Source organism: Streptomyces sp. NPDC097107, from assembly GCF_044762405.1.
GTDB lineage: Bacteria > Actinomycetota > Actinomycetes > Streptomycetales > Streptomycetaceae > Streptomyces > Streptomyces thinghirensis.
Genome location: NZ_JBIWEF010000005.1, coordinates 469,473 through 495,782, shown reverse-complemented (window position 1 = coordinate 495,782; position 26,310 = coordinate 469,473). Strand labels below are relative to the sequence as shown.

The following is a 26,310-nucleotide window of genomic DNA, read 5'->3' as shown; positions in this document are numbered from 1 at the left end:
CGTCACCTCCGCGTTCCCTTGCCACCCGCACCCCGTACGCCCCGCTCCAGGGCCGCGTCGAAGGCCGCGCAGATCATGTGCACGGCGACCAGGTGGATCTCCTGGACGGTGGCCGCCGAGGGGGCTGCCACGCACAGGGACTCGTCGCTGCCCGCCATGAGCGGGTTGGGCTCGCAGCCGGTGAGTGCCCACACGTGCACGCCGGCCGCGCGGGCGGCGTCGGCCGCGGAGAGCAGGTTGGCGCTGGCGCCGCTGGTGGACAGCAGCATCAGCACGTCGCCGTCGCGGCCGTGGGCGCGGACCTGGCGGGCGAACACCTCGTCGACGCCGTAGTCGTTGGCGATGGCGGTCGTGGAGGACGTGTCGGCGTGCAGGGCGATGGCGGAGAACGGCGGGCGGTCGTCGCGGTAGCGGCCGACGAGTTCGGCGGTCAGGTGCTGCGCCTGGGCGGCGCTGCCGCCGTTGCCCGCGGCCAGCAGCCGGCCGCCGCCGGAGAGGACGGCGGCGAGCCGGGAACCCCAGCGTTCGGTGATGTGCGCGGAGGCGCGGAATGCCCCCAGCGCCTCCTGGAGTTCGTCGCAGTGCCCGACGACGGGCGGGTGCACGGTCATCACGCCACCTCCTTCGACAGCGCGTGGCCGGCGAGGGTCAGGCGGTACACCTGTTCCGCGCCGTCGGCGACGCGCGCCCAGGTGTAGTGCCGCAGGACGCGTTCGCGGCCGTTCCTGCCGTACTGGCGGCGCAGCCGTTCGTCGGCGAGGAGTTCGCGGGCGGCGTCCGCGATGGCCTCGGGGTCCTGCGGGGTGACCAGGCGGCCCGTGGTCCCGTCGGACACGGAGTCGCGGTGGCCGCCGACGTCGGTGGCGAGGACGGGCACGCCGCAGGCCATCGCCTCCAGCGGCACGATGCCGAAGGGCTCGTAGACCGGCGTGCACAGCACCAGGTCGGCGCTGCGGAGCAGGGCGGGCATGTCCTCGGGATCGACCGCGCCGAGCAGCCGGACCCGGTCGGCGGCGCCGGTGCGGCGGGCGAGCGCGGTCAGGCGCTGTGCCTCGGGGTCGGCGTCGAGGCCGCCGGCGGGCGGGCCGCCCGCGATGAGAAGTTCGGTGTCGGGGACGTGGGCCAGGGCGCGGATGGCCTGGTCGTAGCCCTTGCGGGGCACGAGCCGGCCGCAGGCGAGCAGGCGGTGCCGCTGCCGTCGGGCGGGAGTGCGGCCGGTGTCGGCGGTGGGGTGGAAGTGCTCGGCGTCGACACCGCAGGGGACGACGGACACCTGCCGGGGCGGTACGCCCATGTCGCCGAGTTCGACGACCTCGTCGGTGCAGGTGGCCAGGACCCGTTCGCAGGCCCGGCCCAGCTGTCGTTCGATGCCGATGCGCTCGTACGGGCTGGTGTCCCGCATGCCCTGGTGGCGCCGCTTGACGGTGCCGAGGGCGTGGAACGTCTGCACGAGGGGGACGCCGTGCGGCCGGGCGCCGATCTGCGAGGCCATGCCGGACATCCAGAAGTGGGCGTGCACCACGTCGGGTGTCTCCCGGGCCCAGGCGCGGGCCAGGTGGGCGCCGAAGGCGGGCATGTGCGGGAACAGTTCGTCCTTGGGCACGACCGCGGGCGGCCCGGCCGGCACGTGCTCGACGACCGCGCCGCCGGGCAGCGGCACCCGGTCGGGCGGACCGGTGGCGTCCCGGCGGGTGTAGACCGTGACGTCGTGGCCGCGCTTGGCCAACTCCTCGGTGAGGCGGGCCACGTAGACGTTCTGTCCACCGGCGTCGACGCCGCCGAGCGCGGCGAGGGGGCTCGCGTGCTCGGACACCATGGCGATCCTCATCGGGTCACCTCCTTCAGCAGCCGCTCCCAGTCGTCCAGGAAGCGGGACAGCCCGTAGCGGGACAGGGCCGCCGCACGGGCCCCGTCGCCGGCCGTCCGCGCGTGCGGCGGGTCGGCGAGGAAGTCGCGTACGGCGTCGGTCAGTACGTCGATGCGGTTGGAGACCACTCCGGCGCCGGGAGGCACGGCCTCGGTCACCTCGGTGGTGGCGAGGGCGACCACGGGCATGCCGAGGTGCATGGCCTCCAGGAGGGACAGGCCGAGGGAGGTCCAGCGGACGGGGTGGACGTAGACGCGGCGGCGGGCCAGTTCGGTGTGCAGGTCGCTCTGCGGGACGTCCTGTGTACGGCAGCGTTCGGGGTCGACGCCGATGTGCTCGGCGAGTCCCTCGGTGCGCATGCCGAAGACGTCGAGCGGGGCGGCGCGGGAGAACGCGGGGAGCAGGTCGGTTCCGGTCGTACGCCCGCGTCGGATCGGCTCGTTGACGACGACGGCGGCGCGGTCCAGCTCACCGGTCCAGCGGTGGCCGGGGTCGACGATGCCGTGCTCGACGACCGTCGTCTCCGTCGGGCCCGCGTCCCACATCAGCCGGTTGAAGTGGGTGACGTGGACGAGGGTGGTGACGTCGGGGAGGTCCGCGGCGGGGTGGCGGGTGTCGGGCACGTCCCCGCCGGGGGCGTTGTGCTCCAGGTACACCAGCGGGGGGCGGCGGCCGAGCCACGCGTCGACCAGGGCGAGTTCGTGCGGGCGCTGGATGATCACGAGGTCGATGTGCTCGTCCCGCAGCCGCTGCGGTGGCACTTCCACCACGGAGTCGGGCCAGTCCCAGGTGCGGGCGCGGCCGCGGCCGTCGGGCCCGCGGTCCGGGGTGACGGGGACGAGGTAGGTGTGCGGGCCCTGTACGAAGGCCGTGGTCCACGACCCGTGCACGTGCCAGATGAGGATCCTCATGCCTCCCCCAGGAGTTTCTCGACGGCGGCCGCCACGTCGGTGGCCGTGACGGTGTTCAGGCAGGGATGGCCGGGGACGGGGCAGTCCCGGGCCCGGCTGTCCGCGCAGGGCGCGTCCTGGTCGCCGAGCAGGACGTACGGGACGCCGTACGGCCGCCAGCGCTCCGCCGGTACGACGGGGGCGAACAGGGACACGACCGGGGTGCCGACGGCGGCGGCGAGGTGGGCGGGCGCGGTGTTGCCGGTGACGACGACGGCGGCGCCCGCGAGGACGCCGGACAGTTCCGGGGCCTCGGTGCGGCCGCCCAGGTCGGTGCCGTGTTCGCCCGCGACGTAGGCGGTGAGGTCGCGTTCGTCGGGGCCGCCGGTGACCAGCACGCGGTGCCCGGCGGCGGCGAGTTCGCGCACGGCCTCGGCGGCGCGTTCGCGGCTCCAGGCGCGGGCGGGGACGCTGGCGCCCGGGTGGAGCACGACGTAGGGGCCGGGGCCGGTCAGCGCGTCGGCGCGGGGCGGCGTGCGCACGCGCAGCCGCCCGTCGTCGGGGCGGGGGAACCCGGCCGCCTCGGCGAGGTCGAGCGCCGCTTCGGCCTCGTGGGCGTGCGGGGCGCGCCGGTGGCGCAGGTCGAGGAGGGCGCCGGGGTAGTCCACGCTGTCCGCGGCGATGTGCCGGACGCCGGCCAGGCGCAGGACCAGGGCGGTGGGCAGCGGGGACTGGTGGAAGGAGGTGAGGATCAGCGCGGTGTCGGCGTCGATCCGGTCCGCGAGCGCGTCGATGTCCGCCCGGCTCACGTCGGGCGGCTGGAACCCGCCCCACGGCGCGTCCCACACCAGCACCTCGTCCACGCCGGGCAGCAGGCGGGCGGCGGGCGCGCCGCGCGATCCGCACAACATGGTGACGTGGTCGGCCCGGGCGGCCACGGCCCGCACGGCGGGTCCGGCGAGCAGTACGTCGCCGAAACTGTCGAGCCGGGTGACGAGTGCCTTCATCGCGGCCTCCCGCGGGTTTCTGCGGCGGCACGTGACGGGGCCGCCTCGGGAGCGGGGACGGGTGCCGTCTCCGTCCGCAAGGCCGCGCCGACGGGCCGTTCGTCCGCGAGGTTCCGGCCCTCGGGCGGGCCCGCGAGTACCGCCCGTACGGCGGTCAGCAGGTCCGGCGCGACATGGGCCGCGGTGGCCGTCTCCTGCGGGCGGGTCTGCGCGTTGGGGACGAGGATGCCGTGGGCGCCCGCGCGTTCGGCGGCCTCCGTGTCGGCGCCGATGTCGCCGATGACGACGCAGTCGGCGGGGGCGGTGCAGATGCGTCCGGCCGCCCAGAGGACGAGGCCGGGCTGCGGCTTGCGGCAGCGGCAGCCGTCGTCGGGGCCGTGCGGGCAGATCGCCCAGACGTCGAAGGGGCCGACGAGGTCGTCGATCCGCCGGTTGACGTGGCGGACGTCGGCGTCGCTGATGAGGCCGCGGGCGACGCCGGACTGGTTGGTGACGACGCCGGTGCGGATGTCGTGTGCGCGCAGCAGCGCGACCGCCTCGCGGGCGCCCTCGACCGGCCGGACCCGCTCCGGGTCGCCGTTGTAGGGGACGTCGTGGACGAGGGTGCCGTCGCGGTCGAAGAGCACGGCCCTGACGGGGCTCATGCGGCCACCTCCCGCCAGGCGGGGGCGCGGCGGTGCCGCCACATTCCGCTCAGCCGGTGCCACGTCGCGGCGGGCGGGATGAGCGCGCTGGTGACCAGCATGGTCGTGACCTCGTGGCGGGTGCGCGGGCCGGGAGTGATGCGGGCCCGGGCGAACTCGGCAGTGCCCGCGGCCCACCCGAGCCCGGCGGCCGCGGCGGCGCGGGGCCGGCCGGCGGCGGCGAGGGCGAGGGCGGCCGCGCCGGCGGTGGTGATCGCCGCGTGGCGTCGGATCCGGCCCTTGGGCGCCACCGCCTTGGCCCACCAGTCGGGGCCGTGCAGCCGCCGCATCAGGGCGTCGTCGGCGTTGCCCCGCTGCTGCTTCAGGGACGCCCAGCGGGAGGCGTCGCGTACGGGGTGTCGGGTGGTGCGGCGGCCCCGCCGGATGCGCCAGCCCGCGTCGAGGACGCGCAGCGCGAGGTCGGCGTCCTCGCGGAAGGCGCGGGTGAAGCGTTCGTCGAAGCCGTCGACCTGCTTGAGCACGTCCGTGCGGTAGGCCATGTCGGCGGTGATCCACTGGGCCCGGGCGAGACCGGCGGTGCCGCGCTCCCAGTCGGTGGGGCGGCGCTCGCCGGGCAGCGGCACGGCGATCACGCCCTGCACGGCACCGGTGTCGGGGGCCGCCTCGGCGAGGTCCTGGACCAGTTGGTCGCACCAGTGCGGGCCGACCTGGACGTCGTCGTCGAGGAAGGCGGTCCAGGGCGAGGTGACCGCGCGGATGCCGGTGTTGCGGGCGGCGGCGGGGCCCCGGCCCCCGCTGCGCAGCACCACCGCGCGTTCGCGCAGGTCGCCGAGGACGGTCAGGGGGTGTTCCAGCGCGTCCGGGTCGGCGTCCGGGCCGGGCCGGTCGTCGACGAGGATGATCTCGTCGGGGCCGGGGCCGGTCGCGGCCGCCAGCGCGGCCAGGCAGTCGGCCAGCGTGTCGCGCACGAGGGTGGGGACGACCACGGCGTAGCCGGTCAGGGGGCCACCGGTCGAGGGTGCGCCGCTCATGCGAACGCCTTCCCCCGGCGCACCGCGAACGGGCCGATGGCCAGCAGGTCCACGGGGGCGGAGCCGAAGCACTCCAGCGCGTCGCGCGGGTCGTCGACCATGGGCCGCCCCGCGGTGTTGAGGCTGGTGTTGACCACGACGGGCAGCCCGGTGCGCCGTTCGAAGGCGTTCAGCATCCGCGCGACGAGCGGCTCGCGGCGCTCCTCCACGGTCTGGATGCGGGCGGTGCCGTCGACGTGCACGACGGCCGGGATGCGGTCGCGCCAGGCGGCGGCGACGTCGTGCACGAAGAGCATGTACGGGCTGGGGATCGGCCCGCTGAAGATGTCGGCGGCGCGGTCGGCCAGCACCATGGGCGCGACGGGGCGGAACTCCTCGCGGCCCTTGACCTGGTTGAGCCGCTCCAGGTTCGCCGCGCGGCCCGGGTGGGCCAGCAGGGAGCGGTGGCCGAGGGCGCGCGGCCCGAATTCGCTGCGCCCCTGGAACCAGGCGACGACGCCGTCCCGGGCCAGTTCCTCGGCGACCGTCTCGGCGATGTCGTCCGGCTCCTCGTAGGGGATCGCGGCCCTCTCCAGCCAGGCGCGGATCTCCTCGTCGCTCCAGCCGCGGCCGAGGTCGGCGCCGGGCATGGGCTCGGGAGCGGCGCCCTCCTGGGCGGCGGCGACGTGCAGGGCGCTGCCGAGGGCCGTGCCCGCGTCACCGGCGGCGGGCTGCACCCACACGTGCCGGTACGGGCCGCTGGCGGCGATCCTCGAGTTGGCGACGCAGTTGAGCGCGACGCCCCCGGCCATGGTCAGGGCCTCTCCCCCGGCCTCGCGGTGCAGCCAGTGGACGAGTTCGAGGAGCAGTTCCTCCAGTACGGCCTGGGTGCTCGCGGCGAGGTCGGCGTGGTCCTTCGTCCAGTCCTCGCCCTTGGCGCGGGCCGGGGCGAGGGCCGCCCAGTCGACGCCGTGGGCGCGGAAGCCGCCGTCGCCGGTGGCGTGGATGTGCTCGCGCAGGCGGTCGAGGTGGCGGGGGGTGCCGTAGGAGGCGAGGGCCATCACCTTGTACTCGTCGCTGCTGCGGAGGAAGCCGAGGTGCTCGGTCAGTTCCTCGTAGACCAGGCCGAGCGAGTGCGGGAGCGCCTGCGTGGCGAGGGTGTCGAGCTTGCCGTCGCGGTAGCGGCCGGCCAGGTGGGAGGCGGACTCGCCGCGTCCGTCGAGGACGAGGACGTCGTTGTCGGGGTGTGGTGAGGCCGGTCCGGCGGAGGCGGCGTGCGCCACGTGGTGCGGGACGAAGACGACCTGGTCGGGGTCGAGCCCGGGCAGCGCCTCGGCGAGGAACTCGGGGGCGCGGCGGGCGTACTCCAGCCGCAGCGGGTCCCAGGGGTCGTCCAGGCCCATGTCCCGGGCGGGCCGGGCGAGCTTGGGGTCGAAGGAGTACGCGACGGCGTCCAGTTCCCCGGGCCGCACCCCGGCGTGCTCCAGGCACCACCGCGCCGACAGTTCCGGCACCTCCCACGCGGAGAAGGGCACGGGACGCTTGCCGTGCTTGCGGCGGCTGAAGCGCTCTTCCTCGGCGGCCGCAACGGTCCGGCCGTCGACGACGAGTGCGGCGGCCGGGTCGTGGAACAGGGCGTTGATACCAAGGATGCGCATGGGGGGTGCTCCGTCCCGGGCGGCTCGTGGGTGTTGCTGGGACTCTCTGGTCGCGCTGGGTCTCTCTGGTCGCGCTGGGTCTCTCTGGTCGCGCTGGGTATCTCTGGTTGTTCCTGGTCTCTCTCGGCTCGCGGGTGCCGCGGCGTAGTCACCTCAAACACTTGAAGACAACTCACTTCCGGACATGAACCGCTATGTCGCATTAAGTGGCCGCGTGCGTTACGGATCAAGCGGCGACCGAGTGCGCGAACCAGCCGATGGTCCGCTCCAGCCCCTCGCTCCACCCGACCCGCGGCTGCCAGCCGAGCCGTTCCCGGGCCAGGGTGGTGTCGGGCTTGCGCCGGCCGGGGTCGTCGACGGGGCGCTCGACGAAGCGGATGCGGGAACCGGAGCCGGTGAGCTCGACGACGCGGCGGGCCAGTTCCAGCATGGTGATCTCGTCCGCGCCGCCGATGTTCATCGGCCCGCTCTCGCCGGACCCGGCGAGTGCCAGGACGCCGTCGACGGTGTCGTCGACGTAGCACAGGGAGCGGGTCTGGCCGCCGTCGCCGGCGACGGTGAGCGGCATTCCGTCCAGGGCCTGCGCGATGAAGGTGGGTACGGCGCGGCCGTCGCCGGTACGCATACGGGGGCCGTAGGTGTTGAAGATGCGGACGATGGCGGCGTCGGTGCCGTGCACCTGGCGGTGGGCGGTGACCAGCGCCTCGGCGAAGCGCTTGGACTCGTCGTAGACGCTGCGCGGGCCGGTCGGGTTGACGTTGCCCCAGTAGGTCTCGCGCTGCGGGTGTTCCAGCGGGTCGCCGTAGACCTCGGAGGTGGAGGCGAGCAGGAAGCGGGCGCCGTCGGCACGGGCCCGCTCCAGGGCGTTGCGGGTGCCGGTGCTGCCGACGTCGAGGGTCTCCAGGGGCAGCCGGAGGTAGTCGGCGGGCGAGGCCGGGCAGGCGAAGTGCAGGACCAGGTCGAACCGGCCGGGCAGGCGGCGCACGGCGGCCGGGTCGGTGGCGTCGGCGTGGACGAACCGGAAGCCGCGGTGGCGTTCCAGGTCGGCCACGTTGCCCCGGGAGCCGGTGGCCAGGTTGTCGAGGCACACCACGTCGGTGCCGGCTTCGAGCAGGCGGCCGCACAGGTGGGATCCCACGAATCCGGCGCCGCCGGTCACCAGGGCCCGGCGCCAGACGCGTCCACTCACGGGGCTGTCGCCCAGGGGGCTCTCGCTCACGGGGTCCTCCTCTCTTTCACCGTCACTTGCGTGTCGGCTGAGTAACCCGGTGAACACCCCACTACCTCGAACTTATATTCGATATACATGAACCGGCTGTCGGCCCTCGGCAAGGCCGAGCCGGGCAGGTCCCTCGCTGGTCACCCACGGCTGGTTGCCTACGATCGCCCCGTGGTCACCTTCTCGCTCGAACGCACCGCCCCGCTTCCGCTGGACGAGGCCTGGCGCCGGCTCACCGAATGGCAGCGGCACGGCGACGCCGTGCCGCTGACCCGGGTCGCCGTCAGCACGCCCGGCCCCACCCGCCGCGGCACGGTGATCGTGGCCCGCACCGGCGCCGGCCCGCTCGCCTTCGACGACAGGATGGAGGTGACCGTCTGGGAGCCGCCGCGGGACGACGCCCCCGGCCGGTGCCGGCTGGAGAAACGCGGCCGGCTGGTGAGGGGCTGGGCGGAGATCGAGGTCCACCCGGGCCCCGGCGGCCGGACCCGCGTCCTGTGGCGCGAGGATCTGCGCGTCCGCCCGCTGCCGTCCCTCTTCGACGGCGCCCTGGGCCGCGCGGGGCGGTACGTCTTCGGCCGCGCGGTCAACCGGCTGCTGCGGCATCCGTGAACCGCGGGGCGCGTACGAGGTACGGGTCGCCGACGGGATCGCGTCGTACGCCACGCCCGGGGCGTTTCCCGCGTACCGTGCCGGCATGTCTGCCAGAGCGCGCACTCTCGTCCAACTGTCCGCAGCCGGTGCCTTGTTGAGCCTGGCGGTGGCGGCCCCGGCCGCCTCCGCCGACCGGGGCACCTCCGTCCCGCTGCGCGTCGCCACGTACAACGTCCATGCCGGAACGGGGTCGGACGGCGTCTTCGACCTCGACCGGCAGGCCGCCGCGCTGCGCGCCCTCGACGCCGATGTGATCGGCCTCCAGGAGGTCGACGTGCACTGGGGGTCGCGCAGTCAGGGGCTCGACGTCGCCGGGGAGTTGGCGCGGCGGCTCGGCATGCGGGTGTCGTTCGCGCCGATCTACAGCCTCGACCCCGTGGAGGCCGGGGGCCCGCGGCGCGAGTACGGCGTGGCGGTGCTGTCCCGCTTCCCGATCCGCTCCGCGGCGAACCACGAGATCACGCGGCTGTCCACCCAGGACGAGAACCCGGTGCCGGCGCCCGCGCCCGGGTTCGGCGAGGTGACGCTGAAGGTGCGCGGGGTGCCGGTCCAGGTGTTCGTCACCCACCTCGACTACCGCTCCGACCCGGCGGTCAGGGAGGCGCAGGTCGCCGACACCCGGCGGATCATGGCGCGGGAGCGGGCGACCCTGCCGGGGGCACGACAGGTGCTGCTCGGCGACTTCAACGCCGAGCCCTCGGCTCCCGAACTGCGACCGCTGTGGGCGGACCTGCGCGACGCCGGGACGGGCACCGGCGGCACATATCCGGCCGCGGCGCCCGTGAAGCGGATCGACTACGTGGCCGTGGGCAAGGGCGTGCGGGTGCACGGCGCCTCGGTGCCGGACGAGCCTGTGGCCTCGGACCACCGGCCGGTGGTCGCGGACGTCTCTCTGTCACGGAAGCCGGGGAAGGGGCCGGGCGGGGCCTGGGACGGCTCCCGTGTCTCAGGCCACTGAGCCGATCCGGCCGGCCGGTGCCGTCGGGCCGTCGTGGTGGATGGGGGTGTGGGCGCCGGTCAGCGAGGCGCCCGTGCCACCGCGGCGGGCCGCGACTATCTCGGCGGCGATGGAGAGGGCCGTCTCCTCGGGGGTGCGGGCGCCGAGGTCGAGGCCGATGGGGGACCTGAGACGGGCCAGCTCCAGGTCGGTCACGCCGACCTCGCGCAGGCGGGTGTTGCGGTCGAGGTGGGTGCGGCGGGAGCCCATCGCACCGACGTAGGCCACCGGAAGGCGCAGCGCCAGCTTGAGCAGTGGTACGTCGAACTTGGCGTCGTGGGTCAGGACGCACAGCACCGTGCGTGCGTCGACCTCGGTGCGCCCCAGGTACTCGTGGGGCCACTCGACGACGATCTCGTCCGCGTCCGGGAAGCGGACCTTCGTCGCGAAGACGGGGCGCGCGTCGCACACCGTCACGTGGTAGCCGAGGAACTTGCCGACGCGGACCAGCGCCGAGGCGAAGTCGATCGCACCGAAGACGATCATGCGGGGTGCCGGGACCGAGGACTCGACCAGAAGTGTGAGCGGTGCTCCGCAACGCGAGCCCTGCTCTCCGATCTCCAGCGTGCCGGTGCGGCCGGCGTCCAGGAAGGCGCCCGCCTCGGCGGCCACCGTGCGGTCCAGTTCGGGGTGGGCGCCGAAACCGCCGGCGGCGCGGGAGCCGTCCGGGCGGACGACGAGCGCGCGGCCCGTCAGTTCCGCCGGTCCGCTCACGATTCGGGCCACCGCCGCCGCCTCTCCTCGCGCGGCGACGGTGAGCGCGGTGGCGAGGACCGGACGGGCGGGGTCGTCCGCCCGTACCGGAGTGACGAGGATGTCGATGACACCGCCGCAGGTCAGACCCACGGCGAAGGCGTCCTCGTCGCTGTAGCCGAAGCGCTCCAGGACGGTTTCGCCGTCGTCCAGCGCCTGCCGGCACAGCTCGTACACGGCCCCCTCCACACAGCCGCCGGAGACCGAGCCGATCGCCGTGCCGTCGGCGTCCACCGCGAGGGCGGCGCCGGGCTGGCGGGGGGCGCTGCCACCGACGGCCACCACGGTGGCCACGGCGAAGTCGCGTCCCTGCTCGACCCACCGGTTCAGCTCTTCGGCGATGTCCAGCATCTGTCGGTCTCCTCACAGAGCGGTGATATGGAAGGGGTTCCCGTGGCAGCGGCTAGTGCACGCCCAGCCAGCCCTCGATCGGGTTGAGGGCGAAGTAGACGATGAAGATGAGCGTCAGCGCCCACATGAACGCGCCGATCTCCCGGGCCTTGCCCTGGGCGACCTTGATGGCGACGTAGGAGATGACGCCGGCGGCGACACCCGCCGTGATGGAGTACGTGAACGGCATCAGGACGACGGTCAGGAAGACCGGGACCGCGGTGGCCCGGTCGGCCCAGTCCACGTGCCGGGCGTTCATCATCATCATCGCGCCGATGACGACCAGCGCGGCGGAGGCGACCTCCTGCGGCACGATCGCGGTGATCGGCGTGAAGAAGAGGCAGGCCGCGAAGAACAGGCCGGTGACCATGGAGGCGAGCCCGGTGCGGGCACCCTCGCCGACGCCGGTCGCGGACTCGACGAACACGGTCTGGCCGGAGCCGCCCGCCACACCGCCGATCGCGCCACCGGCGCCGTCGACGAAGAGCGCCTTCGACAGGCCCGGCATCCGGCCCTTGTCGTCGGCGAGCCTGGCCTCGGTGCCGACGCCGATGATCGTGGCCATCGCGTCGAAGAAACCGGCCAGCACCAGCGTGAAGACGATCATGCCGACCGTCATCGCGCCGACCTCGCCCCAGCCGCCGAACTCCAGCTCGCCGAAGAGCGAGAAGTCGGGCATGGAGACGGCGCTGCCGTGCAGTTCCGGAGCGCCGTTGGCCCACTGCTTGGGGTCGATGACCCCGAAGGCGTTCAGCAGCAGCGCGACGATCGTGCCGCTGACGATGCCGATCAGTATCGCGCCGGGAGTGTTGCGCGCCTGGAGCATGAAGATCAGCAGCAGGGTGCCCGCGAAGAGCAGTACGGGCCAGCCGGCGAGTTCACCGGCGGGGCCGAGCGTGAGCGGGGTCGCCTCGCCCGGGTGGACGAAGCCGCCCTTGACCAGGCCGATGATGGCGATGAACAGGCCGATGCCCATGGTGATGCCGTGCTTGAGGGCGAGCGGGATGGCGTTCATGATCATCTCGCGCAGCCCGGTGACCACGAGCAGCATGATCACCACGCCGTACATCACACACATGCCCATGGCCTGCGGCCAGGTCATCTGGGGAACGACCTGGCCGGCGATCACGCCGGACACCGAGAGTCCGGCGGCCAGGGCGAGCGGCACCTTGCCGACGAATCCCATCAGGAGCGTGGTGACCGCCGCGGCGAGCGCCGTCGCGGTGATCAGGGCCTTCTGGCCCAGGGTGTCCCCCGCGGAGTCCTTGCCGGACAGGATCACGGGGTTGAGCAGGACGATGTAGGCCATCGCCATGAAGGTGGTGGTGCCGCCGCGCACCTCACGCGCGATCGTCGACCCTCTGTGGGTTATGTGAAAGTACCGGTCGAGCCAAGACCGTCCGGCGGGGACGCGGGAACCCGCGCCCGCGTCATCGGCGGTGGTCTCGGGCTCCACTGACTGCTGGGTCATGGGGCCGTCTCCCAAGGTTCATAGGTGCACCCGGTCGGCCGCTGGGGCGGTCGCGGGATTTGGGATATGCACGACCCGGGGGACGGCCCGAGACGAACGCATGTGTGGTGGTGCTGCAAGCACCGCGAGCGGAGCGGGACTTGGGCTGTGCTCCGGACGGCGCGGAGTGTGTGACGTTCCGTACGCCACCCGGAGGTCAGGGGGTGTCCTTCGGATCCTGCCGGGGTCGCGGGGTCTGGCACGCACATCTGCGGCGTTGTCGTCGGTTGCCAGGGTTCGGCCCTGGCGCCCTCCTCCAGCTTGCAGCCGCACGCACCAGACCCCGCTCGGCTCGGTTGCGAGGCACCGTTGCCCGGAGCCGGCCTGATCCGAACGACACCCCCCTGTTCACGCCGTACCGGTCAGATGCTCCGGTCGTACCGGCGTGCGGTCGAGCTCCAGCCCGGTCGCGTTCCGGACGGCCGCGAGGACCGCCGGAGTCGACGACAGGGTGGGTGCCTCGCCGATGCCGCGCAGCCCGTACGGGGCGTGGTCGTCGGCGAGTTCGAGCACGTCGACCGGGATGGTCGGCGTGTCGAGGATCGTGGGGAGCAGGTAGTCCGTGAAGGAAGGGTTCCTGACCTTCGCGGTCCTGGGATCGACGACGATCTCCTCCATCACCGCGATGCCCATGCCCTGGATGGTGCCGCCCTGGATCTGGCCGATGACGGAGAGCGGGTTGAGCGCCTTGCCGACGTCCTGGGCGCAGGCCAGTTCGATGACCTTGACCAGGCCGAGTTCGGTGTCGACCTCGACGACGGCGCGGTGCGCGGCGAAGGAGTACTGGACGTGGCCGTTGCCCTGGCCGGTGCGCAGGTCGAAGGCCTCGGTCGGCCGGTGCCGCCACTCCTCCTCGACCTCGACGGCCTCGCCCTCCAGCACGTCGGCCAGGTCGCCCAGGACCTCGCCGCCGTCGGTGACGACCTTGCCGCCCTCCAGGAGGAGTTCGGCGGTCGCCCAGGCCGGGTGGTAGGAGCCGAACTTGCGGCGGCCGATCTCCAGGACCTTCTCGCGCACCAGCTCGCAGGCGTTCTTCACGGCACCGCCGGTGACGTACGTCTGCCGGGAGGCCGACGTGGAGCCGGCCGAGCCCACCCGGGTGTCCGCCGGGTGGATGGTCACCTGGGTGACGCCCAGCTCGGTGCGGGCGATCTGCGCGTGCACGGTGACGCCGCCCTGGCCGACCTCCGCCATGGCCGTGTGCACGGTGGCCACCGGCTCGCCGCCGACGACCTCCATGCGGACCTTGGCGGTGGAGTAGTCGTCGAAGCCCTCCGAGAAGCCGACGTTCTTGATGCCGACCGCGTAGCCGACGCCGCGGACGACGCCCTCACCGTGCGTGGTGTTGGACAGGCCGCCGGGCAGCTGCCGTACGTCGGCGCCCTCGCTGGACTCCCACTGGCGCTCCGGCGGCAGCGGCATCGCCTTGACGCGGCGCAGGAGCTCGGCGACCGGGGCCGGGGAGTCGACCGGCTGTCCGGTCGGCATGATCGTGCCCTGTTCCATGGCGTTGATCCGGCGGAACTCCACCGGGTCCATGCCGAGTTCCTTGGCCACCTTGTCCATCTGCGCCTCGTAGGCGAAGCACGCCTGGACCGCGCCGAAGCCGCGCATCGCGCCGCAGGGCGGGTTGTTGGAGTAGAGGGCGATGGCCTCGATGTCCACGTCGTCGATCACATACGGTCCGACCGACAGCGAGGAGGCGTTGCCGACGACCGCCGGAGAGGCGGAGGCGTAGGCGCCGCCGTCCAGGACGATCCGGCACTTCATGTGCGTGAGCTTGCCGTCCTTGGTGGCGCCGTGCTCGTAGTACAGCCGCGCCGGGTGGCGGTGCACGTGGCCGAAGAAGGACTCGAAGCGGTTGTAGACGATCTTGACGGGCTTGCCGGTGCGCATCGCCAGCAGGCAGGCGTGGATCTGCATCGACAGGTCCTCGCGGCCGCCGAACGCGCCGCCGACGCCGGAGAGCGTCATCCGCACCTTGTCCTCGGGCAGGCCGAGGACCGGGGCGATCTGCTTCAGGTCGGAGTGCAGCCACTGGGTGGCGACGTACAGCTCGACGCCGCCGTCCTCGGACGGCACCGCGAGTCCGGACTCGGGGCCGAGGAAGGCCTGGTCCTGCATGCCGAAGTAGTACTCGCCCTTGACGATCACGTCGGCCCGCTCGGCGGCCTCGTCGGCGTCGCCGCGGACGATCGGCTGGCGGTGCACGATGTTGGGGTGCGGGACGTGGCCGATGTGGTGGTCGTCGCGGTCCTCGTGGACCAGGATCGCGTCGGGGGCGGTCGCGGAGGCCTCGTCGGTGATGACGGGCAGCTCCCGGTACTCCACCTTGATCTTGGCGGCGGCGCGGCGCGCGGTCTCCGGGTGGTCGGCGGCGACGAGCGCGACCGGCTCGCCGTGGTGGCGTACCTTGCCGTGCGCGAGGACCGGGGTGTCCTGGATCTCCAGGCCGTAGTTGCGCACCTCGGTGGGCAGGTCGTCGTACGTCATGACGGCGTAGACGCCCGCCATGGCGAGGGCCTCGCCGGTGTCGATGGAGACGATCTCCGCGTGCGCGACCGGGGAGCGCAGGAGCTGGCCCCAGAGCATGTCCTCGTGCCACATGTCGGACGAGTAGGCGAACTCGCCGGTGACCTTGAGGGTGCCGTCCGGGCGGAGCGTGGACTCGCCGATGCCGCCCTTGGTCTGGGACCCCTGGGTGATTTTGGTGGGTGCGCCGTTGGCAGCCATGTTCAGACCCCCTCGGACTGACGGGCCGCGGCCAGGCGGACCGCGTCCATGATCTTCTCGTAGCCCGTGCAGCGGCACAGGTTGCCCGACAGTGCCTCGCGGATGTCCGCGTCGGTCGGGTTCGGGTTGCGCTCCAGCATCTCGTCGGCGGCGACCAGCAGGCCGGGCGTGCAGAAGCCGCACTGGACGGCGCCGGCGTCGATGAACGCCTGCTGGATCGGGGCCAGTTCGGTCCCCTCACCGGTCTGCGAGTCGGTGCCCCGGGCCTGCCACCGCTTGGCCTCGTCGAGCGTGGTGCCCTTGGCGGCGCCGCTGCCGCAGGCGCCGGTGGCGCAGCTTTCGGCGCGCTCCTTGGCGAAGTCGGCCAGGCCCTCGACGGTGACGATCTCGCGGCCCTGCGCCTGGCCGGCCGCGACCAGGCAGGAGCACACCGGAACGCCGTCCAGACGGACCGTGCAGGAGCCGCACTCGCCCTGTTCGCAGGCGTTCTTGGAGCCGGGCAGGCCCATCCGCTCGCGCAGCACGTACAGCAGGGACTCGCCCTCCCACACGTCGTCGGCTTCCTGCGGACGTCCGTTGACAGTGAAGTTGACACGCATTACGCGGCTCCCTCCTCGGTGCGGCGGGCGCCGCGGTACGACTCCCAGGTCCAGGTGAGCGTCCGGCGGGCCATCACGCCGACCGCGTGGCGGCGGTAGCTCGCGGTGCCCCGGACGTCGTCGATCGGGTTGCAGGCGGCGGAGCACAGGTCCGCGAACTGCTTGGCCACCGACGGCGTGATGATCTTTCCGTTGTCCCAGAAGCCGCCCTCCGCGAGCGCCGCGTTCAGGAACTCCTCGGCGGCCTTGGCCCGGACGGGCGTGGGCGCGGCCGAGCCGATGCCGGTGCGGACGGTACGGGTCTCGGGGTGCAGGGCGAGACCGAAGGCGCACACGGCGATGACCATGGCGTTGCGGGTGCCGACCTTGGAGAACTGCTGCGGCCCGTCGGCCTTCCTGACGTGCACGGCGCGGATCAGCTCGTCGGGCTCCATCGCGTTGCGCTTCACGCCCGTGTAGAACTCGTCGATCGGGATCAGTCGCTTGCCGCGTACCGACTCGACCTCGACCTGCGCGCCGGCGGCGAGCAGCGCCGGGTGGGCGTCGCCCGCCGGGGAGGCGGTGCCGAGGTTCCCGCCCACGCCGCCGCGGTTGCGGATCTGCGGGGAGGCGACCGTGTGCGAGGCGAGGGCGAGACCCGGCAGCTCGGTGCTCAGGTTCTCCATGATCCCGGTGTAGGGCACGGAGGCACCGAGCCGTACGGAGTCCTCGCCGACCTCCCATTCGGAGAGGTCGCCGACGCGGTTCAGGTCCATGAGGTACTCGGGCCGGCGGTGGTCGAAGTTGATCTCGACCATCACATCGGTGCCACCCGCAATCGGCACAGCGGTGGGGTGCTCGGCCTTCGCGGCGAGCGCCTCCTCCCAGCTGGCGGGGCGAAGGAAGTCCATGACCGGCTCTCTTCTTCGTCTTCGTCTGGTGAGTCGTACAGATTGAGCCAATCCGTGTGCGGCGGGCCCGGCTCGTTCATGTGCTGTTCACGTGGAGTGACATCAGTACACCGCCCGGTGCTCCACCAGGGTCAGTCGCAGAAACCATGAAGGAGTTCGCTGGCCAGGGCGGGCATCTTGTAGATTCGTATGAAAGGAAGCCCTCAATAGCCTCCTTGCTTTCCTCTGGTCCCTCCGGAAAGCGGGTGGCACGCCCCCGGTGACCTGGAACACTTCGAGACAAAGAACGGCGGCGACGAGAATGCGGCTGCGCGCACTGCTGGACACCGACGCGCTGGGCCTCAAGCTGCTCGGCGGCGAGGACGAGCTGGACCGCTCCGTCCGGGGCGTGATGACCACCGACCTGCGGGACCCCAGCCGCTACCTCTCGGGCGGCGAACTGGTCCTCACCGGCCTGGCCTGGCGCCGGGACGCCGACGACTCCGAGCCGTTCGTCCGCCTCCTGGTGCAGGCCGGGGTGGCCGCGCTGGCCGCCGGTGAGGCGGAGCTGGGGAGCGTGCCGGAGGACCTGGCGGCGGCGTGCGTGCGGCACCACCTGCCGCTGTTCGCGGTGAACGAGTCGGTCGCCTTCGCGACCATCACCGAGCACGTCGTCCGTCAGGTCTCCGGCGAGCGTGCCGGGGACCTCGCGGCCGTGGTGGACCGGCACCGCCGGATGATGACCTCCGGCCCGGCGGGCGGCGGCCCCGACGTGGTGCTGGACCTGCTCGGCTCCGACCTGGACCTGCGGGCCTGGGTGCTCTCCCCGACGGGGCGGCCGGTCGCCGGCCCGAAGGACGCGGCTCCCGCGCTCTCCGCCGAGCTGTGCGCGAAGCTGGCGGCGGATCACCTCGCTGCCACCCGCACGGGCCGGCGCGCGCCGCACCGGGTGCCGCTGGGCGGCACGACGTACAGCCTCTTCCCGGTGCGCGGCGGCGCGCGTGCGGCGCAGGCCGCGGGCGCCGCCCGGGACGCGCGCGAGACGGTGCTGTCCGACTGGCTGCTGGTCGTGGAGGCGGACGCCGGGGACTGGGCCGAGGAGCGGCTCGACCTGCTCTACGGTGTCACGCAGCTGATCGCGGTCGAGCGGGACCGGCGGGACGCGGCGCGCACGGTGCGGCGGCGGCTCGCGCAGGAGGTCCTGGAACTGGTGCAGACGGGCGCCGCGCCCGCCGAGATCGCGGCCCGCCTGCGGGTGGCGGCGCCGGTGCTGCTGCCGGGCCTCGGCGCGGCCCCGCACTGGCAGGTCGTCGTGGCCCGCGTCGAGTGGGAGGACGACTCGGCGGAGACCGGCCCGGTCGCCCAGACCCTGCTGGAGGAGATCCTCGTCGACCCGCTCGCCACGGGCCCCGAGCAGTCCGACCGCATCGCCGTGGCGCACACCGGCGACGAGGCCGTCGCCCTCGTACCGCTGCCGGCGGTCTCCAGCGAGCACGACGGCTCCGAGACCGGCATCCTCGCGGACGCGCTGCTGGAGTCCGTACGGCTGCCGCTGTCCGCGGGGCTGGACGGCGACGGGCGGGTCACGCTCGGCGTCAGCGCGGCCGTGCACTCGGCCGAGGGGCTGCGCGGCGCGCTGGAGGAGGCCCGGCACGCGCGGCGCGTGGCCGCGGCGCGCCCCGGACGGGTCTGCGCGGCCGGCCACCAGGAACTGGCCTCGCACGTCCTCCTCCTCCCCTTCGTCCCCGACGACGTCCGCCGGGCCTTCACCGCCCGGCTGCTGGACCCGCTGCGGGACTACGACCGCCGCCACCGCGCCGAGCTGATCCCGACGCTGGAGGCGTTCCTCGACAGCGACGGCTCCTGGACGCGCTGCGCGGGCCGCCTCCACCTGCACGTCAACACGCTGCGCTACCGCGTCGGGCGGATCGAGCAGTTGACGGGGCGTGACCTGTCGCGCCTGGAGGACAAGCTGGATTTCTTCCTGGCACTGCGGATGAGCTGAGCCGCGGGGCGCGGGAGGGCCCGGTCGCTCCCAAACCTCCGGACCGGGAAGTCCCCCCACTTTGTGAAAAATTTCACCCATCCCCTTGGCCGGGCCGCCGGATCCGTGCTGAGATGCGGCCACCACTCGAGAGCTCGATGGCGTGCTAAGGGGAGGGCAACGTGGCGCATTCCGCCATGGCTGGTTCTGGTTGGGGAACGACCGAAGGTGACGATCCGCTCCAGACCGCCGTGTGGCGGTTGCGCTCGCGCGCCTGCTGGGCCGACGCGGCGGCCCTGCTGGAGCCGGTCACCGCGGCCACCGCCTTGCAGCGGACCGCGCTGCTGGTGGAGCGGTGTCTGTACACCGAGCAGGGCTGGGCGGAGGCCGAGGACGCGCTGCGCACCGCCGAGGCGCTCGCCCACAGCGACGACGAGCGCGGGGCCGCGGCCTGTGAACGCGGGCAACTCGCGTACGCCGCCACGGTGCACGGGGTGCGCGACCGGTCCGACGAGGCGCGGGCCGCGCTGGGCCGGGCGGCGGCGCTGATCGCGCCGGGGGCGGAGGGGCGGGCGCTGCTGGACTTCCGGCGCGGGCTGCTCGCGGAGAACCTCACCCGCTCACCGCAGGCGGCCCGAGCGGCGTACCGGCGCGCCCACGCCGGCGCCACCGCGCACGCCGACCCGCTGCTCCAGTCCTCCACCTGGCGACATCTGGCCGGACTCGCCCTGCGGGAAGGCGAGTTGGCCGAGGCCCGGCATGGCTTCTCCGAGTCGTTGCGCATCCGCGAGGAACTGGGCTACCTCGTCGGTACGGCCCCCGCGCTGGCCTCGCTCGCGGACGCGGAGTCGGAGCCGGAGGCGTCGCGGCTGCGGGCGGAGGCGCGGCGGCTGTTCCGGCTGCTGGGCGGTGTGCCGACGTGGCTGGCGCGGCAGCTGGCCCCGCCGGCCGCGGACGCGGCGACAGCGTGACGTCGGTTCAGGGTGCGGCTCTCACCAGCGGGGCAGCGGAACTGCCTCCGAGCTGCCAGCGATGCATGGAGGGGATGGCGCGTGGCGGTTCGGCAGAACTTCTCAAGTACCCGCGCAAGCGACTGCACGTCGGTGAGCGCGCCCCCCGGCGGAGGGCGAGGACGTCGGACGGCCCGGGCAGCCAGGCGAGCAGGGTACCTGATGGCGGAGCCCACCCGCGCGCTCAGGAACCCGTCGGGGTGACCGGTTGGCGCAGGACGGTGCGGAGGCGGGCGGGGGCGGTGCGGCGGGCGTCGGAGAGGTAGATCTCGTGGTGCAGGCCCCGGGGCTTCAGATTGTGGGCGGGCATGTACTCGTCGTGCATGCGAGCGATGGTGGGGCCCTCCTCGTCGTACGGGCCGAGGTGGAGGACCTGCACGCAGGGGCCCTCGTGGAAGGGCCCGAACCGGACCCGGTCCGCCGCGGCGGGGTCCTTGCGAGCGACGGCCCGCTCAAGGCCCGTTCGGAACAACTCCTCGGTGATCCAGTCCGGTTGGACGATCATCAGCCGCCACTTCCACGCGTCCTCGTCGCGGGACGCGGTGAACGCGGCGAGGTCGTCGGACCACCACAGCCCCTCCAGCGGGCCGACGGTGTGCTTGCGCCCCACCTCCTCACCCGCCACGGCCCGTACGGCGTACGCCGTGACGTACAGCGCCTCGACGACATCCTTGTACAGCTGCGACCGGTTCGGACTCCCTTCGCCCTCCGCCATGAGGAAGCCCATCTCGGGCACGTCCACGCGCTCTATGGCGCGTTTCGCGCCATAGAGGTGCCGCAGGTCCTTCTTGACGTCGTAGTTCGGCGGTGCGCTCGGCATGAGGCGGTCTTCCTGGAGGCGATGGAGGCCCGGTCAGGATGACACGCCGCCCTCCCGGGCGGCGGCTCCGCGGGCGGGACCCGCCCGAAGGAGGCCCGCCCGAACTCCCGCCCGGATCACCGCCGGACGCCCCCGAAGACTCTTGCGGACGCCCCGCACCCGCTCAGGACCCCGCCGACCTGCGGACGAGGAAGGCCCCGAGGACCAGGTGGTCCATCTCGGTGCCCAGGAAGCAGGCCAGCGCGTCGACCGGCGAGCAGACGATCGGCTCCCCGGCCACGTTGAAGGAGGTGTTGATCAGGCACGGCACCCCCGTCAGCTCGTGGAAGCGGCGCAGGAGGGCCGCCAGCGGCGGGTTGCCCTCGTCGGTGACGGTCTGGATCCGCGCCGTCGCGTCGACGTGGCACGCGCCCTGGACGATCTCCTGGTACGCGGGGCGCACCGGGAAGACGAACGTCATGTACGGCGAGGCGGTCTTCCGACCGGTCTCGAACACCTCGGGGGCCAGCTCCTCGAGGACGACCGGTGCGAAGGGCCGGAACGGCTCGCGCTGCTTGATCCGCTCGTTGATCAGGTCCTTCATCCCGGGGAAGCGGGGGTTGGCGAGGATGCTGCGGTTGCCGAGGGCCCGCGGGCCGTACTCCATCCGCCCCTGGAACCAGCCCACGACGCTCTCGCCCTCCAGGAGCGCGGCGGTCTCCTCGGGCACGCGGTCCGGCGCGACCTCGCGCCACTCGACCTGCCGGGAGAACTTGTCGAGGGCGGCAAGGATGTCGTCGCGGTCGAACTCCGGCCCCAGGTACGGCGACGTGCCGGCCCGGAGGTCCTCGCCGGCCTCACGGGCGGCGTGCAGGGCCGCGCCGAGCGCGACGCCGACGTCGGAGGCGCCGAAGCTGACGTCCATGTCGGTGAAGCGGGAGCCCTCCAGGAGCTTGGTGTTGTTGACGCAGTTCAGGGCGAGCCCGCCCTCGAAGACCAGCCGGGACTGCTCGGTGCGGCCCTCCAGGACGCCGAGCTGGGCGGCCGTCAGGACCTCCACCATCTGCTGGGCGGCGCCGGCGACCCGGACCCGGAAGCCGAAGTCCTCGCGCCGGTCGGGGGCGCCGTCGAAGAGGCGGTCGAACAGGGCGTAGTAGGCCGGCACCGCGCTCGCCGGGTACGGGATCCGGTAGGTGCCGTCGGGGAGCCGGGTGACCACGTGGTCGAGCAGCGGATTGGACTGCGGCGGCGGCGCGTAGCCGGCCAGGGCCATCACCTTGTACTCGTCGTTGTTCGGCGTGAACCCCAGGTAGCGGGTGACGACGGAGAACAGCATGCCCAGCGAGTGGCGGGAGTCGATGGACAGGTCGTCGAAGATCCGCGGCTCGCCGTCCCGTATCTCCCCGGCGATCGCCGACAGCCACTCGGCGCGGCCGTCGCTGACGAGGAAGGCGGCGTCGCGCCCGCCGGCCAGATGGTGGCCGGTCATCAGGTGGGCGAGGTGGTGCGGCACCTGGACCAGGCGGTTCGGTTCGAGGCGGTGGCCGGTGTGCTCGAGGAAGTCGGCGAGGATCGCGTCCCGGCTGAACAGGGCGTCGTGGGTCTCGGCGAGGCGGGCCAGCCCGGCGAACTTGTCCGACGGGCTCAGGGCGTCGTCGCTGGTGATCTCGCCGATCATCCGGTCCATGACCTCGTCGGAGAAGTGCCAGGAGAACGCGACCAGGTCGACGTCATCGAGCGTGATCCCGCCGGACGCCAGGACCCAGCCGATCGCGTTCGAGGGGAACTTCGACGTCTTCTTCTCCCGGTTGAGCCGCTCCTCCTCCACCGCGGCCACCAGGGTGCCGTCGACGATCAGGGCGGCGGCCGAGTCGTGGCCGAACAGCAGGTGGCGGTCGGTGCCGGTGGCCCGGTAGAGCCGCGCGAAGAGCTCCGCGGCCTTGCCGAATCCGTTGTAGCCCAGGATGATCATGGACACTCCTTGCCTGTGTACGGGCCGGTGGGGAGCGGGACGGGCCGGGTGGTCAGTCCGGCCAGACGGTGAGGACGTCGGAGATCACCTGTGACCGGGTGAAGGACGGGTCCAGGCAGGCCCCGGTGAGGTCGGCCCCGCTCAGGTCCGCGCCCTCGAGCACCGCGCCGACCAGCCGCGCGTTCGCCAGGTCCGCCTGGATCAGGTACGCCTCGCTCAGGTCGGCGCCGTCCAGGTCGGCCCCGCGCAGGTCCGCGGACATCAGGTACGCGCCCGCGAGCACCGCGCCCCGCAGGTCCGCGCGCGCGAGGTCCGCGTGCGCCAGGTCCGCGCCCGGCAGCTCCGCCGTGCGGAGGTCGGCGCGGACCCCCTCGGCCCTCCGGCGCCGTGCGTGAGCGTTCCACTCCGCGGGCCCCCGCCGCAGCACCGCCTCGTCACCGTCCATCAGCTCCTCCCCTGCACTGCCGCCAGCCCCGCCAGGGCCCGCTTCTCCAGCTCCATGGCCGCGCGCACCGCGTCGACGACCCAGTCGACGAGCCCGCCGAGCTCGGCGTCGTCGGCCGCGGCACTCCGCGCGAGGAGCGCCTTGCCCAGGCCGGTCCAGTGCTCCGCGCTCTGCTCGAAGAGGTCGGCCGCCTCGGCGTAGTGCGGGTTGCCGCAGGCCTCGGACACGGTGGTGAGGAAGCGCGCGATCATCGGGCGGAACATCCCGCCACCGGTGCCGAACGACTCGATCTGCCTGCCAAGGTGCAGGAGTTGGCGGGCGAGCGCGCTCGCGGTGATGACGTTGCCCTGGAGGTCGACGTCCTCCACCTCGCCGCGTTTGGTGGCCGGCCAGGACGGTGCGGTCGTCGTCAGGACCTTCATCGCGGGGATGCCGAGGCTCCGGCTGCCGGGCCTGAGGACCTCCCGGCTCAGGGTGCGCACCGCGACCGGTGCGACCAGTTCGAGCCGCGGCGAGCTGCGCGGCGAACTGAAGGTGTAGGTGCGCCAGTTGGGGTTCAGGGGCGGTGAGTTGCGGCTGGAGCGGGCCCGGTCGAGGTCATCGGCCCGGACCAGGACGGTGGTGTCGCGGGCCGGGTCGGAGACCTCGAACTCGCCCCGTCCGGTGGCCCGGACGACGTTGACGAAGTACCCGCCGAAGGAGGCCCGGCCCTCCAGGCCCCAGTAGGGCAGGAGCCCGATGTCGACGCGGGTGGTCGCGGCCGGCACGGTGTCCAGGATCGCGGCGAGGCCGGAGGCGGACCGCGGGGTGTGCGCGTGGACCGCGACCCCGAGCAGCCGGGCCGCCCGCAGCGGCATGACCACCTGCTTCCCGACCACGATGTCGGGGGTGCTGCCCCGGGTAGGGAAGTAGGAGAAGCCGAAGCCGCCGTCCAGGCCGAAGACGACGTGCTCGTCGATGTCGTGCCCGAGCGCGGCCAGGACGTTGCACTGGCACGCGCTCTCGCTGTGGATGCCGGGCCGGTGGACGTAACCCCCGCCGCTCATGCGCGTCCCCCTCTGCCGAGTGCCATCAGGGCGCGCCGGTCCGCCGCGTCCAATCCCCCAAGCGCGTACCGGAACGTGTCCCGCCGCATCTGCGGGCGCCGCTTTGTCAGGTACTCCCGGACAGCCTCGGGGTGCTCCCGCGCGGTGACCTTGAGCAGCCAGCCGACGCCCTTCTGGACGTACACGTCCTCGTCCGCGAGCAGCGCCGAGCAGTTGCCAAGGGCGTGGTCGAGCGGCAGTTCGTACACCTCCTTGCCCACCTGGCGGCGGACGAACTTGACCACCGCCACGTTCGCCGCCCGCCGCGCCCACGGACCGCCGTCGAGCCACTCGCGGGTCCGAGGGATGTCGTCGAGATGGCCGAGGAAGTACGGGTAGAGCAGCTTGAGGCACAGGTCGTCGCACTGCGCCCAGTTCGACACGTGCCGGTCGAGCCAGGCGCGGGCCCGGTCGAGGAGCTCCCCGCCGAGCCGCCGTTTCGCGATCCGGTGCAGCAGGGCGAACCCGCAGAGCGTCTCCTCGTGGTGCTTCGCCTGGGCGACGAGGACGTCGGCGACGGCGAGCAGGTCGGCCGGCGAGAGCTCCGGGCGCTCGGCCGTCCAGCGGCGGGCGAGCGAGGCGACCTCCCCGTTGCCCACCCCGAGCGCCGGGACGGGGCAGGGGAAGTAGCGCTGCGTCGCCTCGGCGAACGCCGGGTCCGCCCGCCCGGCCAGCAGCTCCCGCAGCTGTGCGGCCGCGGCCTCGTGGTTCATGCGGGCGCCCCCAGGGTCAGCGCCACCGGCTTGGACTTCGGCCGGGCGGGGCTCAGCCGGGGCTTGTCGGTCATCACGTACGTGTACTCCCGCTGCATCTCGGCGACGGTCTCGGCGGAGTACCGGGCCCGGCCCGGCAGGTTCTGGCCCTTCAGGCCCCACCACAGGTACCAGTTGCGGTGGCCGAGGTAGGAGTTGCGGACGTAGTCGAGGGTCTCCTCGTCGCGCAGGATGTCCGGTTCGACGTAGTAGGCGGGGACGAAGGTGCCCTGGCCCTCCGTCATGATTCCGGCCTTCACCGCCTGTTTGAGCAGCTTGGTGCCGCTGAGGATGCGGATGCCGAGGTTGGCGTAGATCTGGGCGGGGTTGAGGTACCGCTCGGTGAACGCGATGGACTCGCGCAGCGCCGCGGGGGTCTCGCCGGGGCCGCCCAGGAACACGCAGTGGGTGTGCTCGATGCTGCTCGTGGTGAGCATCTGGTCGACCTCGACGACCCGGGCGAGGTCGAAGCCCTTCATCAGGTCGGCGAGCGCCTCGTCGGTGAAGGCGTCGGTGCCGAGGTCGACCCGGATGCAGCCGGCCGCGGCGAGCAGCTCCACGAACTCCGGGGTGACCGCGTTGGGCGTCAGCTGGCAGTACCAGGGGACGTCGAGCTTGGCCCGGACCATCTCCTCGCACACGGAGGCCGCGTAGTCGAGCGGGAAGTTGAACGTGGCGTCGACTATCTCGAACTCCTTGACCTCCGGGTTCTCGAACATCGCCCGCTTGATCTCGTCGACGACCGCCACCGGGTCCTTGAAGCGGTTCCCCTTGCCCTCGGTCTTGCGGATGATGCAGTACGAGCAGTAGAGCTTGCAGCCCCGCTTGGTCTGCAGGGTCTCGATGGCGGGCTGGGTGTCGCGGGTGAGGTCCGAGGCGGCGGACACGCCCTCCTCGAAGTACCGGGGGTCGTACAGCGAGCGGTCGGGCTCCAGCGCCCCGAGGTCGAAGCCGGTGTTGGGCGGGTTGTGGACGAAGTCCCCCTCGTCGTCGACGTAGCAGAGGCCGGAGATGGCGTCGCGGGACCCGCCGGACTCCAGGTACTGCAGCAGCTGCGCCATGCCGACCTCACCCTCGCCGGCGATGCCGTAGTCGGGCTGGGCGTACTCGAAGAACGCCAGCGGTTCCACGGAGAACCCCGAGCCGCCGAGGACGACGGTGGCGCTGGTGTACTTGCGGACGCACCGCACGATCTTCTCGGTCATCGGGCCGAAGAAGATCGGGTCGACGAAGGTCAGGTTGTCGAGGTTGCGGACGGCGATGCCCACCACGTCGTAGCGGGTGGAGGTGAGTTTCTCGCGGACGGCCTTGAGTTCGCGTGACTCCCACAGCAGGTCCAGGACGTCGACCTCGTGGCCGGCCCTCCGGACGGCGGCACCCACGTACGCCATGCCGATCGGCAGGGCGGGCCGGGGGACCCGGATCTTGTTCGTGGAGATCAGCAGGACGCGCATCGGGTGCTC

General features: G+C 73.1%; 23 protein-coding genes. 4 read left to right on the top strand and 19 right to left on the bottom strand.

Annotation, left to right across the window (positions count from 1 at the left end):
• Positions 1 to 2 precede the first annotated feature (2 nt).
• From ACIQ1J_RS14965 to ACIQ1J_RS14930, 8 genes are all read right to left on the bottom strand, one after another.
• Positions 3 to 611, bottom strand: a complete 609-nt coding sequence (locus ACIQ1J_RS14965) for an SIS domain-containing protein (RefSeq protein ID WP_403557114.1) — start codon at positions 609 to 611, stop codon at positions 3 to 5.
• Positions 611 to 1,828, bottom strand: a complete 1,218-nt coding sequence (locus ACIQ1J_RS14960; RefSeq protein WP_403557113.1) for a glycosyltransferase family 4 protein — start codon at positions 1,826 to 1,828, stop codon at positions 611 to 613. The genes ACIQ1J_RS14965 and ACIQ1J_RS14960 overlap by 1 nt, the downstream gene beginning before the upstream one ends.
• On the bottom strand, positions 1,825 to 2,778 hold the full coding sequence (locus ACIQ1J_RS14955; protein ID WP_210963083.1) for a glycosyltransferase: 954 nt from the start codon (positions 2,776 to 2,778) through the stop codon (positions 1,825 to 1,827). Before ACIQ1J_RS14955 ends, ACIQ1J_RS14960 begins: the two co-directional genes overlap by 4 nt.
• The gene (locus ACIQ1J_RS14950; protein ID WP_403557112.1) at positions 2,775 to 3,764 is read right to left on the bottom strand and encodes a glycosyltransferase family 9 protein; all 990 of its coding nucleotides are present in this window, start codon (positions 3,762 to 3,764) and stop codon (positions 2,775 to 2,777) included. Before ACIQ1J_RS14950 ends, ACIQ1J_RS14955 begins: the two co-directional genes overlap by 4 nt.
• Positions 3,761 to 4,408, bottom strand: a complete 648-nt coding sequence (locus ACIQ1J_RS14945; RefSeq protein ID WP_403557111.1) for a D-glycero-alpha-D-manno-heptose-1,7-bisphosphate 7-phosphatase — start codon at positions 4,406 to 4,408, stop codon at positions 3,761 to 3,763. Before ACIQ1J_RS14945 ends, ACIQ1J_RS14950 begins: the two co-directional genes overlap by 4 nt.
• Positions 4,405 to 5,439 carry a glycosyltransferase gene (locus tag ACIQ1J_RS14940; protein ID WP_403557110.1) on the bottom strand — a complete coding sequence of 345 codons (1,035 nt, stop codon included), beginning with the start codon at positions 5,437 to 5,439 and terminating at the stop codon, positions 4,405 to 4,407. The genes ACIQ1J_RS14945 and ACIQ1J_RS14940 overlap by 4 nt, the downstream gene beginning before the upstream one ends.
• Positions 5,436 to 7,076, bottom strand: coding sequence for a carbamoyltransferase (locus ACIQ1J_RS14935; RefSeq protein WP_403557109.1), 1,641 nt, complete (start codon positions 7,074 to 7,076; stop codon positions 5,436 to 5,438). Before ACIQ1J_RS14935 ends, ACIQ1J_RS14940 begins: the two co-directional genes overlap by 4 nt.
• 226 nt (positions 7,077 to 7,302) lie before the next feature.
• The gene (locus ACIQ1J_RS14930; protein WP_403557108.1) at positions 7,303 to 8,295 is read right to left on the bottom strand and encodes a UDP-glucuronic acid decarboxylase family protein; all 993 of its coding nucleotides are present in this window, start codon (positions 8,293 to 8,295) and stop codon (positions 7,303 to 7,305) included.
• A gap of 171 nt (positions 8,296 to 8,466) precedes the next feature.
• On the opposite strand from ACIQ1J_RS14930, the gene ACIQ1J_RS14925 reads away from it, so the two are divergent.
• Positions 8,467 to 8,907, top strand: coding sequence for an SRPBCC family protein (locus tag ACIQ1J_RS14925; RefSeq protein ID WP_403557107.1), 441 nt, complete (start codon positions 8,467 to 8,469; stop codon positions 8,905 to 8,907).
• 85 nt (positions 8,908 to 8,992) lie between these two features.
• Positions 8,993 to 9,907 (top strand): endonuclease/exonuclease/phosphatase family protein, encoded by a 915-nt coding sequence (locus tag ACIQ1J_RS14920; RefSeq protein ID WP_403557106.1) that lies wholly within the window; start codon positions 8,993 to 8,995, stop codon positions 9,905 to 9,907.
• Here the strand turns inward: ACIQ1J_RS14920 and ACIQ1J_RS14915 are convergent.
• From ACIQ1J_RS14915 to ACIQ1J_RS14895, 5 genes are all read right to left on the bottom strand, one after another.
• Complete coding sequence (locus ACIQ1J_RS14915) at positions 9,896 to 11,050, bottom strand: XdhC family protein (protein WP_403557105.1); 1,155 nt, start codon at positions 11,048 to 11,050, stop codon at positions 9,896 to 9,898. The genes ACIQ1J_RS14920 and ACIQ1J_RS14915 overlap by 12 nt on opposite strands.
• A gap of 52 nt (positions 11,051 to 11,102) precedes the next feature.
• Positions 11,103 to 12,560 carry an NCS2 family permease gene (locus ACIQ1J_RS14910; protein ID WP_403557104.1) on the bottom strand — a complete coding sequence of 486 codons (1,458 nt, stop codon included), beginning with the start codon at positions 12,558 to 12,560 and terminating at the stop codon, positions 11,103 to 11,105.
• 387 nt (positions 12,561 to 12,947) lie between these two features.
• Positions 12,948 to 15,332 carry a xanthine dehydrogenase family protein molybdopterin-binding subunit gene (locus ACIQ1J_RS14905; RefSeq protein ID WP_403557103.1) on the bottom strand — a complete coding sequence of 795 codons (2,385 nt, stop codon included), beginning with the start codon at positions 15,330 to 15,332 and terminating at the stop codon, positions 12,948 to 12,950.
• 2 nt (positions 15,333 to 15,334) lie between these two features.
• On the bottom strand, positions 15,335 to 15,931 hold the full coding sequence (locus ACIQ1J_RS14900) for a (2Fe-2S)-binding protein (RefSeq protein ID WP_403557102.1): 597 nt from the start codon (positions 15,929 to 15,931) through the stop codon (positions 15,335 to 15,337).
• Positions 15,931 to 16,821 (bottom strand): FAD binding domain-containing protein, encoded by an 891-nt coding sequence (locus tag ACIQ1J_RS14895; protein WP_403557101.1) that lies wholly within the window; start codon positions 16,819 to 16,821, stop codon positions 15,931 to 15,933. Before ACIQ1J_RS14895 ends, ACIQ1J_RS14900 begins: the two co-directional genes overlap by 1 nt.
• A 301-nt stretch (positions 16,822 to 17,122) precedes the next feature.
• On the opposite strand from ACIQ1J_RS14895, the gene ACIQ1J_RS14890 reads away from it, so the two are divergent.
• Together ACIQ1J_RS14890 and ACIQ1J_RS14885 are read left to right on the top strand one after the other, a co-directional pair.
• Positions 17,123 to 18,805, top strand: coding sequence for a PucR family transcriptional regulator (locus tag ACIQ1J_RS14890; protein ID WP_403557100.1), 1,683 nt, complete (start codon positions 17,123 to 17,125; stop codon positions 18,803 to 18,805).
• A gap of 161 nt (positions 18,806 to 18,966) precedes the next feature.
• Complete coding sequence (locus ACIQ1J_RS14885) at positions 18,967 to 19,755, top strand: hypothetical protein (protein ID WP_403557099.1); 789 nt, start codon at positions 18,967 to 18,969, stop codon at positions 19,753 to 19,755.
• Positions 19,756 to 19,978: 223 nt separating this feature from the next.
• On the opposite strand, the gene ACIQ1J_RS14880 is transcribed toward ACIQ1J_RS14885, so the two are convergent.
• From ACIQ1J_RS14880 to ACIQ1J_RS14855, 6 genes are all read right to left on the bottom strand, one after another.
• Entirely contained in the window at positions 19,979 to 20,614 is a 636-nt protein-coding gene (locus ACIQ1J_RS14880; RefSeq protein WP_403557098.1) for a GyrI-like domain-containing protein, read from the bottom strand.
• A 163-nt stretch (positions 20,615 to 20,777) separates the two neighbouring features.
• Positions 20,778 to 22,565, bottom strand: a complete 1,788-nt coding sequence (locus ACIQ1J_RS14875; RefSeq protein WP_403557097.1) for a carbamoyltransferase — start codon at positions 22,563 to 22,565, stop codon at positions 20,778 to 20,780.
• Positions 22,566 to 22,617: 52 nt separating this feature from the next.
• A complete protein-coding gene (locus tag ACIQ1J_RS14870; protein WP_403557096.1) occupies positions 22,618 to 23,010 on the bottom strand; it encodes a pentapeptide repeat-containing protein in 393 nt (130 codons plus the stop codon).
• Entirely contained in the window at positions 23,010 to 24,056 is a 1,047-nt protein-coding gene (locus ACIQ1J_RS14865; protein ID WP_403557095.1) for a DUF4872 domain-containing protein, read from the bottom strand. Before ACIQ1J_RS14865 ends, ACIQ1J_RS14870 begins: the two co-directional genes overlap by 1 nt.
• A complete protein-coding gene (locus ACIQ1J_RS14860; RefSeq protein WP_403557094.1) occupies positions 24,053 to 24,808 on the bottom strand; it encodes a DNA alkylation repair protein in 756 nt (251 codons plus the stop codon). The genes ACIQ1J_RS14865 and ACIQ1J_RS14860 overlap by 4 nt, the downstream gene beginning before the upstream one ends.
• Positions 24,805 to 26,301 (bottom strand): B12-binding domain-containing radical SAM protein, encoded by a 1,497-nt coding sequence (locus ACIQ1J_RS14855; RefSeq protein ID WP_403557093.1) that lies wholly within the window; start codon positions 26,299 to 26,301, stop codon positions 24,805 to 24,807. Before ACIQ1J_RS14855 ends, ACIQ1J_RS14860 begins: the two co-directional genes overlap by 4 nt.
• Positions 26,302 to 26,310: the final 9 nt, after the last annotated feature.